This window comes from Brachybacterium phenoliresistens (assembly GCF_039530785.1).
GTDB classification, from domain to species: domain Bacteria; phylum Actinomycetota; class Actinomycetes; order Actinomycetales; family Dermabacteraceae; genus Brachybacterium; species Brachybacterium phenoliresistens.
In genome coordinates this window covers 83,431-98,390 of the sequence record NZ_BAAAOW010000005.1, presented here as the reverse complement: position 1 = coordinate 98,390, position 14,960 = coordinate 83,431, and the positions used below count along the sequence as shown (strand labels likewise).

Annotated in this window: 12 protein-coding genes; 11 read left to right on the top strand and 1 reads right to left on the bottom strand. The window is 71.8% G+C overall.

Going from position 1 to position 14,960, the window contains the following annotated elements; translation table 11 throughout:
* Nucleotides 1-7 precede the first annotated feature (7 nt).
* The 11 genes from ABD234_RS12235 to ABD234_RS12185 all read left to right on the top strand — a co-directional run bounded on the left by ABD234_RS12235 (nucleotide 8) and on the right by ABD234_RS12185 (nucleotide 14,027).
* Nucleotides 8-934, top strand: coding sequence for an ABC transporter permease (locus ABD234_RS12235; RefSeq protein ID WP_344356548.1), 927 nt, complete (start codon nucleotides 8-10; stop codon nucleotides 932-934).
* Nucleotides 931-1,926, top strand: coding sequence for an ABC transporter ATP-binding protein (locus ABD234_RS12230; protein ID WP_344356546.1), 996 nt, complete (start codon nucleotides 931-933; stop codon nucleotides 1,924-1,926). Before ABD234_RS12235 ends, ABD234_RS12230 begins: the two co-directional genes overlap by 4 nt.
* The gene (locus tag ABD234_RS12225; RefSeq protein WP_344356544.1) at nucleotides 1,923-2,780 is read left to right on the top strand and encodes an ABC transporter ATP-binding protein; all 858 of its coding nucleotides are present in this window, start codon (nucleotides 1,923-1,925) and stop codon (nucleotides 2,778-2,780) included. Before ABD234_RS12230 ends, ABD234_RS12225 begins: the two co-directional genes overlap by 4 nt.
* A complete protein-coding gene (locus ABD234_RS12220; protein WP_344356543.1) occupies nucleotides 2,777-5,485 on the top strand; it encodes a glycoside hydrolase family 2 protein in 2,709 nt (902 codons plus the stop codon). The genes ABD234_RS12225 and ABD234_RS12220 overlap by 4 nt, the downstream gene beginning before the upstream one ends.
* A complete protein-coding gene (locus ABD234_RS12215) occupies nucleotides 5,482-6,378 on the top strand; it encodes a LacI family DNA-binding transcriptional regulator (RefSeq protein WP_344356541.1) in 897 nt (298 codons plus the stop codon). The genes ABD234_RS12220 and ABD234_RS12215 overlap by 4 nt, the downstream gene beginning before the upstream one ends.
* Nucleotides 6,379-6,807: 429 nt before the next feature.
* A complete protein-coding gene (locus ABD234_RS12210) occupies nucleotides 6,808-7,797 on the top strand; it encodes an ABC transporter permease (protein WP_425546792.1) in 990 nt (329 codons plus the stop codon).
* A 10-nt stretch (nucleotides 7,798-7,807) separates the two neighbouring features.
* Nucleotides 7,808-8,680: a carbohydrate ABC transporter permease gene (locus tag ABD234_RS12205; protein WP_038373883.1), complete on the top strand. Its 873-nt coding sequence runs from the start codon at nucleotides 7,808-7,810 to the stop codon at nucleotides 8,678-8,680.
* A 93-nt stretch (nucleotides 8,681-8,773) separates the two neighbouring features.
* Complete coding sequence (locus tag ABD234_RS12200; protein ID WP_344356539.1) at nucleotides 8,774-10,405, top strand: ABC transporter substrate-binding protein; 1,632 nt, start codon at nucleotides 8,774-8,776, stop codon at nucleotides 10,403-10,405.
* 7 nt (nucleotides 10,406-10,412) lie between these two features.
* Nucleotides 10,413-11,105 (top strand): hypothetical protein, encoded by a 693-nt coding sequence (locus ABD234_RS12195; protein ID WP_344356537.1) that lies wholly within the window; start codon nucleotides 10,413-10,415, stop codon nucleotides 11,103-11,105.
* On the top strand, nucleotides 11,095-13,122 hold the full coding sequence (locus ABD234_RS12190) for a beta-galactosidase (RefSeq protein ID WP_344356535.1): 2,028 nt from the start codon (nucleotides 11,095-11,097) through the stop codon (nucleotides 13,120-13,122). Before ABD234_RS12195 ends, ABD234_RS12190 begins: the two co-directional genes overlap by 11 nt.
* Complete coding sequence (locus ABD234_RS12185) at nucleotides 13,119-14,027, top strand: serine hydrolase domain-containing protein (protein ID WP_344356533.1); 909 nt, start codon at nucleotides 13,119-13,121, stop codon at nucleotides 14,025-14,027. Before ABD234_RS12190 ends, ABD234_RS12185 begins: the two co-directional genes overlap by 4 nt.
* 143 nt (nucleotides 14,028-14,170) lie before the next feature.
* On the opposite strand, the gene ABD234_RS12180 is transcribed toward ABD234_RS12185, so the two are convergent.
* Entirely contained in the window at nucleotides 14,171-14,923 is a 753-nt protein-coding gene (locus tag ABD234_RS12180) for an SDR family oxidoreductase (protein ID WP_038373891.1), read from the bottom strand.
* Between the last annotated feature and the right edge of the window lie 37 nt (nucleotides 14,924-14,960).

The following is a 14,960-nucleotide window of genomic DNA, read 5'->3' as shown; positions in this document are numbered from 1 at the left end:
AGAGACCATGACCACCAAGCCCACCACCGCGGCGATGGCCGTGTCCGCCCAGCGCCGGCGGCTGCCGCGATTCCTCACCCCCACGCTGATGGTCGGCGGCGGCATCGTCGTGCTGATCACCCTGTTCGGGCTCATCGCCCCCTTCTTCGTGGCCGATCCCAACGCCGTGGACAACATGGGCATGCAGCCGCCCTCGGCCCAGCACTGGCTGGGCACCACCCAGACCGGCCAGGACGTGCTGGCCCAGCTCGCCTGGGCCACCCGCGGCTCGCTCACCGTCGGCATCATCGTGGCCGTGATGGCGCTGTTCCTCTCGGCCTTCTTCGGGATCCTCGGCGGATACCTGGGCGGCTGGCTGGACGAGGCGTTCTCCCTGTTCACCAACGTCGTCCTCATCCTCCCCGGCCTGCCCCTGATGATCGTCATCGGCTCCTACGTCGAGCAGCGCGGGCTGATCCTCATCGCCGTGGTCCTCGCGATCACCTCGTGGGCGGCGGCCGCCCGCGTGCTGCGCTCCCAGACCCTGTCGATCCGCGGCCGCGACTACGTGCAGGCCTCGAAGATCGCCGGCGAGCGCCCCTGGCGCATCATCGCCGTGGAGATCCTCCCGAACCTGCTGCCGGTCATGTCCAGCAGCTTCGTGTTCGCCCTCGTCTCGGCGATCCTCGGCGAGGCGGGGCTGAGCTTCATCGGCCTCGGCGTGGTGGGCACCCATACCTGGGGATCGATGCTCTTCTACGCCCAGAACGGCCAGGCCCTCACCCTGGGCGGCTGGTGGTGGTTCGTCCCGCCGGGCGCGATGATCGCGGCCCTGGGCGGCGGCCTGTCCCTGATCAACTTCTCCATCGACGGGATCATCAACCCCCGTCTGCGCACCGCCCCCGCCGCCGCGCGGACGGCGCGCCACGCCCAGAAGGAGGCGGCTGCGGCATGAGCACCCCCACCCCCGATCCCGCATCGGCCGCCGCGGCCGATCCCGCGCAGCACCATCCGAGCGCCGCGGATCTCGCCGCCTCCGCCGCGAACCGCGAGCTGGTGGACATCGAGCACCTGCGCGGGGACGACTCCCCGCTCTCGCAGGAGCCGGTGCTCACCGTCTCCGACCTCAGCATCGAGTACCAGGTCGACCCGCCGGTGCGGGCCGTCCGCAGCGCGAGCTTCCAGCTGCGGCGCGGCGAGGTGCTGGGCCTGGCCGGGGAGTCCGGCTGCGGCAAGACGACCCTCGCCTACGGCCTGAACCAGCTGCACCGGCCGCCGGCGCGGATCGTCGAGGGCTCGGTGACCTTCCACGGCCAGGACGGCCACGACGTGGACGTGCTGGGGCTCCACGGCGCGGACCTGCGCGCCTTCCACTGGTCCCGCATCGCCATGGTGTTCCAGGGGGCGATGAACTCCCTGAACCCCGTGATCAGCGTGCGCGCCCAGCTGGACGACGTGTTCACCACCCATCGGCCGGAGATGTCCAAGGCCGAGCGCCTCTCCCGCAGCCGCGAGCTGCTGGACCTGGTGGGCGTGGATCCCGACCGGATCGGCGCCTTCGCCCACGAGCTCTCCGGCGGCATGCGCCAGCGCGTGATGATCGCGATGGCGCTGGCGCTGGACCCCGAGCTGATGATCATGGACGAGCCGACCACGGCGCTGGACGTCGTGGTGCAGCGGGAGATCCTCCAGGAGATCCTGCGCCTGCGCCACGAGCTGGGCTTCGCGGTCATCTTCATCACCCACGACCTGCCGATGCTGCTGGAGATCTCCGACCGGATCGCCGTGATGCGCGCCGGGCAGATCGTCGAGCTGGAGACGGCCGAGGAGCTCTACTTCGCGCCGAAGCATCCCTACACCCGCAAGCTGCTGGGCTCGTTCCCCTCGCTCACCGGCGACGCGGGCGACTTCATCCGGGCCGGCTACTCCTACGAGGAGACCCGATGACCACCCTCACCGCCCAGAACATCCACAAGACGTACACCCTGCGCAACGGCCTGCGCTTCTCCAAGCTCCAGGCCGTCAAGGACGTCTCCTTCGAGCTGACCGCCGGCCGGACCGTCGCCCTGGTGGGCCAGTCCGGCTCCGGCAAGTCGACCATCGCCAAGCTGCTCATGCAGCTCGAGCACCCGACCTCCGGGCAGCTGCTGCTGGACGGGAAGCCCATCGGCCGTCGCGGCGCCGCCCTGACGGCCTACCGCGACGACGTGCAGATGGTCTTCCAGGACCCCTTCGCCTCCCTGAACCCGTTCCACTCGATCGGCCACCACCTGCGCCGGCCGCTGCTGCTGCACGGGAAGGCCACCGCGAAGACGGTGGACGCCCGGGCCGCCGAGCTGCTGGAGCGGGTGAACCTCTCCCCCGCCGCGAGCTTCCTGGAGCGCCGTCCCCACGAGCTCTCCGGCGGGCAGCGCCAGCGCGTGGCCATCGCCCGGGCCCTCGCCCCGGGGCCGAAGGTGCTGGTCGCCGACGAGCCCGTGTCCATGCTGGACGTGTCCGTGCGCCTGGGCGTGCTGAACCTGCTGGCCCGCCTGCAGCGGGAGGAGCAGCTGGCGATGCTGTACATCACCCACGACCTCGCCACCGCCCGCCACTTCTCCGACGAGATCCTCGTGATGTACAAGGGCGAGGTCGTCGAGCGCGGAGCGGCCGATGATGTCATCCTGAACCCGCAGGCCGAGTTCACCCGCACGCTGCTGAAGGCCGCCCCCGAGCCGGGCACCAACCAGCGCTTCCTCGCCGAGGCCCGTCGCCGCGGCGTCCCCATGCCCGACCATCTCGCCCACCGGGAGGACCAGTGACCCCAGCGAGCGCCCTGACGCCCGTGACCTCGGTGCGCCGAGCATCCGACTCCGCCATCGACCGCCTCGACCTGCACGAGGGCTGGACCCTCACGGTGCTGGACGGCCCCGCCCCGTTCCCCGTCCAGGACATCCCCGCCACCGTGCCCGGCACCTTCCTCACGGATCTGCTGGACGCGGGCCTCATCGAGGACCCGTACCTCGACGAGAACGAGAAGGCGCTGGCCTGGAGCGGCGAATGCGACCTCTCCTACCGCACCTCCTTCACCCTGGGCGCCCTGCCCGGCGATCGCACCGACCTGGTCGCCCGCTCCCTGGACACCGCCGCGACCGTGATCCTCAACGGCGAGACCGTCGCCGTCGTGCAGAACCAGCACCGCTCCTGGCGCTGGGCCGTCGAGCACCTGCTGCGCGAGGGCGAGAACACCCTCGAGATCCGCTTCGCCTCCCCGCTGCGCACCGCCCGGGAGAACCAGCAGGTCATCGGCGAGCTGCCGAAGATCGGCAACGAGCTGCCCTACAACGCGATCCGCAAGATGGCCTGCAACCTCGGCTGGGACTGGGGGCCGGTGCTCGTGACCAGCGGCATCGCCGGGCCCATCGGCCTGGAGACCTGGAACGGGGCGCGCCTGGCGACCCTGCGCCCGCAGGTCGACGTCACCGGCGAGGACGGCTCCGTGCGCGTCCGCGCCCAGGTCGAGCGCGCCGCGGACGCCGCCGCCCCGGCCGTGGCCGCCCCGGATGCCCCGGCCGCGGCCGATGCCCCCGAGGAGCTCGCGCTGCGCCTGGTGGTCACCGACCCCGACGGCGCGGAGGTCGCGACCCTCGAGCACGCCCTGACCGGTGCGGAGCGCGAGGTCGATCTCGCCGCGGCCGTGCCGGCGGTGCGCCGCTGGTGGCCGCGCGGCCACGGCGAGCAGCCCCTGTACACCGTCGCCGTGTCGCTGCGGCGCGCGGACGGCACCGTGCTCGATGCGAGCGCGCACCGGGTGGGCTTCCGCACCGCCGGCTTCGTGGAGGAGACCGACGAGATCGGCACCTCCTTCACCATGGTCGTCAACGACCGCCCCATCCTCATCAAGGGCGCCAACTGGATCCCCGACGACTGCTTCCCCACCCGCCTGACGCAGGAGTCCTACCGCCGCAGCATCGGCCACGCGCTGGACGCGGGGATGAACACGCTGCGCATCTGGGGCGGCGGGCTGTACGAGGACGACGTCCTCTACGACATCTGCGACCAGGAGGGCCTGCTGGTGTGGCAGGACTTCGCGATGGCCTGCGCCGCCTACTCCGAGGCCGAGCCGCTGCGCTCCGAGATCGAGGCGGAGGCCCGCGAGAACATCGTGCGCCTGGCCTGGCATCCCGCGCTGGTGCACTGGAACGGCTCCAACGAGAGCGTCGAGGGCTACTACCACTGGGGCTTCCGCGAGGTCATCGCGGAGGGCACCGGCTGGGGGAACGGCTACTTCACGCAGCTGCTGCCGTCCCTGGTCGCCGAGCTGGACCACTCCCGCAGCTACACGCCCTCGAGCCCCTACTCCCGGCCGAAGGTCGAGGACCCGCGCAACCCCGACCACGGGACCGTGCACAACTGGGTGGTGTGGGCCTCCGAGGAGGACAACAACTACGTCCACTACCGCGACACCTCCCCGCGCTTCGCCGCCGAGTTCGGCTGGCAGGGACCGGCGTCCTGGGCGACCGTGGAGCGGGCCATCACCGAGCGGCCCCTGCGCGCGGACTCCCCCGCGATGCTCAACCACCAGAAGGCCATCCGCGGCCAGGAGAAGCTCGTGGCCGGCTACCGGCCCCACTTCCCCGACCCGGACCCGGCCTCCTATGCGGACTTCCATTTCACGACCTCGCTGAACCAGGCGCGCGCGCTGCTGGTGGGCATCAGCCACTACCGCTCGCTGTGGCCGCGCTGCGGCGGCACCATCATCTGGCAGCTCAACGACTGCTGGCCCGTGACCTCGTGGGCCGCGGTCGACGGCGACGACCGCCGCAAGCTGCTGTGGCACGCCATGCGCGAGCTGTACCGGCCGGTGCTGCTGAGCGTGCAGCCCGGGCGCGACGGCGACCCCGCCGGCCCGGGCCTGCGGGTGAGCCTCGGCAACGACCGGGACGAGGAGCTCGCCGGCACGCTGCTGCTGCGCCGGCAGACCCTCGCCGGGGAGGTCCTCGCCGCCGCGGAGGCTCCCGTCGCCGTCCCGGCGCGCAGCGCGGGCGCGGTGCCCGTCCCCGAGGAGCTCGCCCTCGCGCAGGACCCGGCCGGCGAGGTGCTGGTCGTCGAGCTCGCCGGCCCGGCAGGCTCCGCGGCCGAGGCGGGCGGGGCGCCGCGCGCCGTGCACTGGTTCGCGGAGGACAAGGACCTGGCGCTGGAGGCCGATGCCCTGATCGCGAGCGCCCGCGCCGAGGGCGAGGACGTGGTCCTGGACCTCGAGGCCCGCTCGAGCGTCCGCGACGTCTGCGTGATCGCCGACCGCGTCCACCCGGACGCCGTCGCCGAGCGGCAGCTGCTCACCCTGCTGCCCGGCGAGCGCGCGAGCATCCGCATCCGGGTGCCCGGCGGCGCCGCGGACCCGGCGGCGTACGCCGCCCCCGGCGTGCTGCGGCACGTGGGCGAGCTGCTGGCCCGCTCCCGCGCCGCGCAGCCCGCCGGGCCTGCCCAGCCCGCCCGCGCCCGGGAGGAGGCCCGCACCTCGTGAGCACCGTCGGCCTCGTCGTCCCCGGCGACATCTGGTCCGCCCGCAGCGAGCAGTTCCTGAACCAGGTGCTCGCCGGGATCGAGGACGTCGTCGTGGCGGCGGGGCACACGGTGCTCACGCACGCCGCCGGCTCCGTCGAGGAGGAGATCGCCGTGCACCGGCGCTGGTCCGCCGAGGGAGCGGTCCGCGCCGTCGTGCTGCGCGACCTGGGCGCGCAGGACCCGCGCCCGGGGATCCTCCACGACCTGGGGCTGCCGTACGTGCTGATCGGAGACGTGGTCCAGGAGGACGGCCCCGGCGCCGGCGTCCCCACCGTCACCGTCGACAACGCCGGGATCATGCGGGAGGTGCTCGGCACCCTGCTGGAGATGGGCCACCGTCGGATCGTCCACGTGGGCGGGCCGCCGCACCTGCTGCACTCCGCCCTGCGCCGCGCCGCCTACCGCGAGGTGATGGCCCGGCACGGGCTCGAGGACCTCGGCATCGACGGCGACTACACGCGCGCCTCCGGGGCGGCGGCGCTCGAGGCCGTGCAGGCGCGCCTGCCGGGCGTGCCCGCGACCGACCCGCCGGCGCCGAGCCGCGCCGTGCTCGTCCTGGACAACGACGCCATGGCCCTGGGCGCCCTCGAGCGCGCCCTGGAGCTGCGCCTGCGCGTGCCCGTGGACGTCTCCCTGGTCTCCTGGGAGGACTCCATGGGCTGCCAGCTCAGCGAGCCGCCGATGACGGCGCTGGGCCATTCCCTGAGGTCGACGGGGATGCAGGTGGGCCGGGCGCTCGCCCTCCTCGTCGAGGACCCGTCCCGGGTCATCCGCCACCGCCCCTCGACGCCCGTCCTGCTGCGGCGCGAGACCCTCGCCGGGGCCCCGGCGGACGCCGCGCCCCCGCGCTGAGGCTCCGCGCGCCCGCTCCGACCCTCCGCGCGCCGGCTCCGCGCGCCCGGACAGGGCCGAGGCCGGTCCCGGACCGGGCGCTGCACGGCGTCGGCATGTCGTGACCTGATCGAAACTTCCGTGCACTTTTTCCCCGGTGCCGGCGCATCTGCGCAGCTGGCCCGCGACCGCGGGCCTCCGGCCGAATCCCTGCGCGCCGCCGACATGCGCCCCGGAAAGACGCTGCATACTGCGGGTTCTCTCGATCCCGCAGCCCTCCGCGACGAGCTTCCGCAGCAGGCAGACTCCGTTGCCGCCTGTTGCCATACGGCGATTGACGCTCCAAAACCCCTCCGCTACTGTGAGCGGGCGTACCCGGTTTTACGAAAACTTCAGGCACCGATGCCGACCAGGGTCGCCACTCACACGCACGAGGAGGTGCATGACCCCGTGACCACGTCCAGCCCCGCGCAGGAGCTGCCGGCCGTCGCCGAGGGGACCAGGCCGCAGACGAGCCCGCCCCGACGGACGTCCCGCCGCCGCCCCCTCGGGCGCGACATCCGCAAGGACTGGCGGCTGTACTCCCTGCTCGTCATCCCGCTGGTGTACCTGGTGATCTTCAAGTACATCCCCATGGCCGGGAACATCATCGCCTTCCGCCGCTTCCGCGCGGGCGGGTCGATGTTCGGCGACGAATGGGTGGGCCTGCGCTACGTCCAGAAGTTCCTCGAGGACCCGGCGTTCTGGAAGGTCTTCTCGAACACGGCCATCCTCGGCGTGCTGAGCCTGATCATCGTCTTCCCGATGCCGATCATCCTGGCGCTGCTGCTCAACGAGGTCCGCAAGACCTGGTTCAAGCGCTTCGTGCAGACCGTCTCCTACCTCCCCCACTTCATGTCGATCGTGATCGTCGTGGGCATGGTGATGCAGCTGGTCTCCCTCAACGGCACCGTGAACTCCGTGATCACGGCCCTCGGCGGGGACCCGGTCAACTTCATCGCCCAGGCCGGCTGGTTCCGCACGCTCTACATCAGCTCGGAGGTCTGGCAGACCGTCGGCTGGGGCACGATCCTCTACCTCGCCGCGCTCACCCAGGTCGACACGCAGCTGTACGAGGCCTCCCGCATCGACGGCGCGAACCGCCTCCAGCAGACCTGGCACGTCACCCTGCCCGGCATCACGCCGACGATGATCACCCTGCTGATCCTGAACATCGGCACGTTCCTCTCGGTGGGCTTCGAGAAGATCCTGCTGCTGTACAACCCCCTGACCTACGACACGGCCGATGTCATCGCGACCTACCTGTTCCGCGTCGGCCTGGTGTCCAACAACTTCAGCTATGCCACGGCCATCGGCCTGTTCGAGGCGATCATCGGCCTCGTGCTCGTGCTCGGTGCCAACGCCCTGTCCCGCCGCGTCGTCGGCTCGAGCCTGTGGTGAGGAGAGGACGATGAGAGAGTCCCGCAGCTACCGGACCTTCACGGTCCTCAACACGATCTTCCTGCTCGGCGTCGTCTTCCTGACGATGTACCCCTTCCTGAACATCATCGCCCAGTCCCTCTCGAGCGAGGCCGCGATCATGGCGGGCCGGGTCACCCTGTTCCCGATCGGCTTCACCACCGAGACCTACGAGGTCGTGATGTCGGACCGGCTGTTCTGGGTCAACTACAAGAACACCGTGGTCTACACCGTCGTCGCCACCGCGATCTCGCTGGTGCTCACCACCATGTACGCCTACGCCATCTCCCGGATGCGGCTGCGCGGGCGCGGGCTGTTCATCGGCATCGCCGTGTTCACCATGTTCTTCAACGGCGGCCTGATCCCGAACTACATCCTCATCAACTCGCTGAACATGGACAACAGCATCTGGGCGATCGTCATCCCCAATGCCGTGAGCATCTTCAACCTGCTGGTGATGAAGGCGTTCTTCGAGAACCTCCCCCTCGAGCTCGAGGAGGCGGCCGCGATCGACGGCCTGACCACCTACGGGATCCTGCTGCGCATCGTCATCCCGCTGTCCAAGGCGATCCTGGCGACGATGCTCCTGTTCTACGCGGTCTCCCACTGGAACTCCTGGTTCCAGGCGTTCATCTACCTCTCCGACAAGGAGCTGTTCCCGGTCACGATGTATCTGCGGAACATGATCGCCGGCACCAGCCAGACCTCCGACGTCGCCGCCGCCTCCGCGGACGCCCAGAACAACGTCTCCTCCAACATCAAGGCGGTGACGATGGTCCTCACCGTCCTGCCGATCCTCTGCGTGTACCCGTTCATCCAGCGGTACTTCGTCTCCGGCGTCATGCTCGGCTCCGTCAAGCAGTGACCCGCCCGGGGACCGTCCCTCCGGCGCGGCCCCTCGCCTCCGCAGCGCATCCCGTCCGATCCCACCTGTTTTTCACCGACGAAAGGCACCACCATGTTCTCCAGGCGCTCATTCCTCGCCGCGTCCTCCGCGACCGCGGGGCTCACCCTCTCCCTCGCCGCATGCTCCTCCGGCGGCGCCGGCGGCGGCGGCGAGCCGGTCGACACCTCCGAGCTCAGCACCGGGGCGATGGACGACTACACCGTCGGCAGCCAGTTCACCGCGACCGAGCCGTTCGACCTGCCGATCCTCTTCAACGACAACGCGGCCTACCCCTACCGCGCGGACTGGCTGTTCTGGACGGAGCTGACCAAGCTCACCAACGTCACCCTGAAGCCGACCGTCGTGCCGATGTCGGACTACGAGCAGAAGCGCTCCCTGCTGGTCAGCGCGGGCGATGCCCCCTACGTCATCCCCAAGACCTACCCGGGCCAGGAGGACGCCTTCGTCACCTCCGGCGCGATCCTCCCCATCAGCGACTACGTCGAGCACATGCCCCACTACCAGGACAAGGTCTCGACGTGGCAGCTGGAGGAGGAGATCGACGGCCTCCGCCAGGCCGACGGCAAGTACTACGTGCTGCCGGGCCTGCACGAGGAGGTCTGGCCCGACTACACCCTCGCCTACCGCGTGGACGTGCTCGAGGAGCTGGGCCTGGCCGAGCCCACCACCTGGGACGAGCTGCTGGACGTGTACCGCAAGGTCCGGGAGGCCAAGCCCGACATGTGGCCGCTCTCGGACCGCTTCTCGGGCGACTGCCTGCTCGGGCTGGTCGCGGCCAGCCACGGCGTGGGCGCCGGCTGGGGCCTCGGGGACGGGGTCGTGCGGGAGGAGCCGGGCAGCGAGACCCTCGTCTTCGGCCCGCAGCAGGAGGAGTACCGGGCGATGACCGAGTGGTTCTCCACCGGCATCGCCGAGAAGCTCATCGACCCCGAGAGCTTCACCCAGGAGGACGACCCGGCCGTCCAGAAGTTCGTGACCGGGAAGTCCTTCTCCCTCTCCACCAACTCGCAGACCGTCATCGACTACCGCACGGGCCTGGCCGAGAACGTCGGCGAGCAGGCGGTCGTGAAGAAGATGCTGCTGCCGGGCGGGCCGCGCGGGCAGATCATGGCCGGCTCCCGCCTCGAGAACGGTGTCATGTTCACCGCGCAGATGGCCGAGGACGAGCACTTCCTGGCGATGCTGCAGTTCATCGACTGGCTGTGGTACTCCGACGCCGGCCAGGAGTTCGCCAAGTGGGGCGTCGAGGGCGTCACCTTCGAGCGCGAGGGCGACAAGCGCGTCCCCGCGGCCGATGTCACCTTCCTCGGCATCAACCCCGAGGGGACGAAGGACCTGCGCAAGGACTACGGCTTCTCCGGCGGCAACTACGCCTACGGCGGCACCACCGATCTGCTGCGCTCGACCATGAACGACGAGGAGATCGCCTGGCAGGAGGAGATGGCCGCCACCCACGAGCCCGCCGAGCCGATGCCCCCGTACCCCTTCGACGAGATCCAGCAGGAGGACGCCACCCTCGTCATCACGCCGCTGACGGACTTCGTGGACCAGAGCACCCTCAAGTTCGCCACCGGCCAGCGGGACCTCGCCGAGTGGGACGCCTTCGTCACCGAGTGCGACGACAACGGCGCCGCGAACTACATGGAGATCGTCCACGAGGCGCAGGCCGCCTTCGAGGGCTGAGACCGACATGGCCACCGCACCGGCATCGAAGGGCGCCCCCGAGGGGCGCGACGTCCACGAGCGCGGCATCTGGCGCGCCGCGTTCGTCCTGTACGACCTGGCGCTGCTCGCGGTGCCGCTCGCTCTCGGCGGCGCCCTGGTGCTGGCCGCGGTGGTCCTCTCCCAGGGGACCCTGCTGGGACTGCTCCTGGTCCCTGGGGAGGCCTGGCTGATCGGGTCCCTGGTCGTGGCCGCGCTCCACGCGGTCCACGACCAGGACCTCACCACCGACATCCGCCCCCTGCGCCGCCTGCTGGCCGGGCTGCGCCAGGGGCACCGCCAGGCGGCGGTGCTGTGGATCCCCGTCGGCCTCATGGCCGCGGGGCTGATCGGCGGCGGGATGATCGGCGGCGGGGCCGGCCCCGATCTCGCAGGCCTCGTCCTGCTCCTCGCCGTCGCCCTCATCGCCCTGCTGGGCAGCGTGATCGCCAGCCGCTTCACCGTCAGCGGCATCGGCCTGTGGCGGGCGGCGCTGGGCGCGGTCGCCGTCTCCCCGCGCGGCGTGCTCGGGGTGGGGCTCACGCTCATGGCCGCCGTCCTCAGCGTCGCGGTCCTCGGCGAATGGGTGCTGCTGCTGGTCGCCGCCCCGCTCGTGCTGCTGCTGGACCGTTCCGCCCGCCCCCTCGTCCTCACCCTGGAGGAATCCCTCGATGACCGCTGACCCTGCGGCCCGCCCGCTGCCCGCCCTCTTCCCCTACGGCGGCGACTACTGCCCCGAGCAGTGGCCGGCCGAGGTCCGCGCCGCCGACCTCGATGCGCTCCAGGACATCGGCGTGAACACGGTGACCCTGGGCGTGTTCCTCTGGTCGAGCCTGCACCCCGCGCCCGGGGTCTACGACTTCTCCCTGCTCGACGAGATCCTCGAACCGGTGCTGGCCCGGGGCATGCAGATCGTCCTGGCCACCCCGACCGGCGCCCACCCCGCCTGGATGGCCCGCACCGCCGATGTCACCCGGGTCGACTTCGAGGGGCGGCGCCACCTGTTCGGCGCACGCCACAACAGCTGCCCGAGCTCGGCGACGTTCCGTGCGGAGTCCGCCGAGATCGCCGGGCTGCTCGCGCAGCGGTACCACGACCTCCCGGGCCTGGTGGCCTGGCACATCGGCAACGAGTTCGGCGGCATGTGCTACTGCGAGAGCTGCGCCGCGGGCTTCCGGCGCTGGCTGCAGGAGAAGTACGGGACCCTCGAGGAGCTCAACCGCCGCTGGTACACGCTGTTCTGGGGCCACACCATGCACTCCTTCGAGGACATCGTCCCGCCCAGCGCCCTCAGCGAGCACTGGAACGGCCCGGCCTACACGGCCTTCCAGATCATCACCCTGGACTACCGCCGCTTCCAGTCCGAGGCGCTGCGGGAGTGCTTCCGCCTCGAGAAGCAGGCGATCCGCCGCCACAGCCCCGACGTCCCCGTCACCGCCAACCTGATGGGCTTCTTCCCGGGCATCGACTACCGCCGCTGGGCCGATGACCTCGACATCGTCTCCTGGGACAACTACCCGCGCATCGGCCACGGCCCCGGCAGGGTGGCGCTCGCGCACGAGCTCATGAAGGGGCTCGCGCCGGATCGGCCGATGTGGCTGATGGAGCAGACCCCCTCGCAGACCGCCTGGCGGCCCGACAACCCGCTGCAGGAGCCGGGGCTGCTGCGCCTGCGCACCTGGCAGGCCATCGCCCACGGCGCCGAGGCCACGCTCTACTTCCAGATGCGCGCCTCCCGCGGAGCCAGCGAGAAGTTCCACGGCGCGATCCTGAACCACGCCGCGCGCACCGACACCCGCGTGGTGCGGGAGGTCGCGCAGATCGGCGCGGAGGTGCGCGCCGCGGCCCAGCTGCGCGGCTCCCGCACCGAGCACCGGGCGGCCGTCTGCGTGGACTGGGACAGCTGGTGGTCCCTCGAGATGAGCGACGGCCCCACCCGGCGCGTCCCCTACGTCGACGAGATCACCCGCATCCACCAGGACCTCTTCGACCGCGGCATCGGGGTGGACGTCCTCTCCCCCGACGCCGACCTCACCGGCTACGACCTGATCCTCGCGCCGGTCCTGTTCGTCACCGGCCCCGAGCGGGCCGCGAACCTCGAGCGCGCCGTCGCCGCCGGCGCGGACCTCGTCACCGGGTTCCTCAGCGGACGCGTCGACGAGGACGACCAGGCCCCCACCCTCGACGTCCCCGGGCACCTCGCCCCGCTGTGCGGGATCCGGGTGGACGAGACCGACTCCCAGCCCGAGGGCGTCGATCGGGAGATCCGATGGGCCGATGGCACCACCTGCCGCGCCGACACGGTCTTCGACCTGGTCACACCGGTGGACGCGGAGCCCCTCGCGGACTACGGCTCCGGCTTCTACGCCGGGACCGCCGCCGTCACCCGCCGCGACACCGGCGCGGGGCGCGTGTTCTACGTCGGCGCGCGCCTGGACGAGGCAGGGCTGCGGACGCTGTGGGACCAGGTGCTCGGGACGGCCGAGGACCGTGCGCCCGGGCTCGAGCGGGTGCGCCGCCGCACCGAGGACGCGGAGGTGCTGTTCCTGCTCGCCCACGACGGCGCCCACCGGGTCGTCCTCGACGGGGCCTCGACGGACCTGCTCACCGGCGACTCCTTCCCGGCCGGGGCGGTCCTCTCCCTCTGCGCGCCGGAGGTGCGGGTGCTGCGCCGGCCCCTCGACGGGGCGCCCGCATGAGCGCGCCGGCATCCCTGTTCACCGGGATCATCGCCGCGAACGCCCGCGAGGACCTCGGGATCTACGGCGTGCACGTCCACCAGGAGGGCGTGGGCGAGGCCGAGCACCGCTTCCGCGCCGACGACCTCGTCCACGTGTTCTCCTGCTCGAAGACGTTCACGGCGCTGGCCGTGGGCATGCTCGGGGACGCCGGCGCGCTGCGGGTCACCGATCGCCTGGTCGACGTCGTCCCGCCGCGCGGCGAGGTCGCCCCCGGCGTCGAGGACATCACCCTCGAGCACCTGCTGACCATGACCTCCGGCAGCTCCTTCACCTGCTTCACGGAGCGCGAGAAACTCGAGGCCGATGTGGCCTCCGCCTTCTTCGCCGCCCCGCTGTCCAGCGCCCCGGGCGCACGCTTCGACTACTCCAACGGCTCCACCTACATGCTCGCGCGGGCGGTCGACGCCGTGGCCGGCGAGGACCTGCGCGAGTTCCTCATGCCGCGCCTGTTCGCGCCGCTGGGCATCGCCAACCCGCAGTGGTTCCGCTGCCGGGGCGGTCACTCCTGGGGCGCCTACGGCCTGCACCTGCGCACCGCGGAGCTCGCCCGGCTGGGCCGGCTGCTGCTGCAGTCCGGCGCCTGGGACGGCACGCAGCTCGTCTCCTCGGACTGGGTCGAGGCGATGCACGCCGACTGGGTCCCCACCGGCCGCGAGGACAGCGAGGACACCGCCCGCTACGGCTACCAGGTCTGGGACTGCGCGCCCGAGGGCGCCTGGCGGGCCGACGGCAACTACGGCCAGTACTCGATCGTGCTGCCCCGCGAGCGGGCCGTCGTCACCGTCACCGCGCACCTCGAGGGCGGGAGGATGCACGAGATCCTCACCGCCCTCTGGCGCGACCTGCTGCCGCGGCTGCGCTGATGCCGGGCGCCCCGGCCCGATCAGCTGCGGCCGAGCACCTCCGCGGTGAGGATCGTGCCGCCGAGGCTCCAGCCGTCGCCGTGCACCTCCTCGAGGATCACGAGGGCGGTGGCGCGGGCGAGGGGTCGACGTCGCAGCGCGCCTCAGGCCATCCCGCCGTTCGCGCGCAGCACCTGGCCGTTGACCCATCGGCCGTCGGGCCCGGCGATGAAGGCGACGACGCCCGCGATGTCCTCGGGAGTGCCCAGGCGCTCCAGCGGCGGGGTCTTCGCGAGGGCGTCGATCTGCTCCGGCGTCTTGCCGTCGAGGAACAGCGCGGTGGCCGTCGGCCCCGGGGCGACGGCGTTGACGGTGATGTCGCGGCCGCGCAGCTCGCGGGCGAGGATCAGCGTGATGCTCTCGACCGCGGCCTTGCTGGCCGCATAGGCGCCGTACTCGGGGAACTGGGCGGCCAGGACCGTGGTCGAGAAGGTGACCAGGGCGCCGCCGGCGCGCAGCCGCCGGGCGGCCTGCTGCGCGACGACGAAGGTGCCGCGGATGTTGGTCCGGTGCAGCGCGTCGAGGGCCGCCAGGTCGAGGTCGGCGATGCGCGAGAGGGCCATGCGCCCTGCCGCGTGGACGACGACGTCGACCCCGCCGAACTCCTGCTCGGCCCGATCGAACAGGGCCGCCATCTCCTGCTCGTCGGCGACGTCGCCCTGCACGGCGAGGGCGGTGCCGCCGGCGGCGGAGATCGCGGCGACCGTCTCCTCGGCCGCGGCGGCACCGCCGGCGAAGTCGACGACGACGGCGAACCCGTCGGCCGCGAGGCGCTGCGAGACCGCCCGGCCGATGCCGCGCGATCCGCCGGTGACGAGGGCGACCCGCTGGGTCGCTGGGGTGTGGGTGTCTGTCATGCCGTCCACTGTCCGCCGGCGCGAGCGGCGGATCCAG

Bases quoted from the DNA above. Each gene is read 5' to 3' on its own strand.
- ABD234_RS12200 (WP_344356539.1), top strand. From the start codon at position 8,774: ATGTTCTCCAGGCGCTCATTCCTCGCCGCGTCCTCCGCGACCGCGGGG.
- ABD234_RS12185 (WP_344356533.1), top strand. From the start codon at position 13,119: ATGAGCGCGCCGGCATCCCTGTTCACCGGGATCATCGCCGCGAACGCC.
- ABD234_RS12230 (WP_344356546.1), top strand. From the start codon at position 931: ATGAGCACCCCCACCCCCGATCCCGCATCGGCCGCCGCGGCCGATCCC.
- ABD234_RS12225 (WP_344356544.1), top strand. From the start codon at position 1,923: ATGACCACCCTCACCGCCCAGAACATCCACAAGACGTACACCCTGCGC.
- ABD234_RS12235 (WP_344356548.1), top strand. From the start codon at position 8: ATGACCACCAAGCCCACCACCGCGGCGATGGCCGTGTCCGCCCAGCGC.
- ABD234_RS12205 (WP_038373883.1), top strand. From the start codon at position 7,808: ATGAGAGAGTCCCGCAGCTACCGGACCTTCACGGTCCTCAACACGATC.
- ABD234_RS12190 (WP_344356535.1), top strand. From the start codon at position 11,095: ATGACCGCTGACCCTGCGGCCCGCCCGCTGCCCGCCCTCTTCCCCTAC.
- ABD234_RS12180 (WP_038373891.1), bottom strand. From the start codon at position 14,923: ATGACAGACACCCACACCCCAGCGACCCAGCGGGTCGCCCTCGTCACC.
- ABD234_RS12195 (WP_344356537.1), top strand. From the start codon at position 10,413: ATGGCCACCGCACCGGCATCGAAGGGCGCCCCCGAGGGGCGCGACGTC.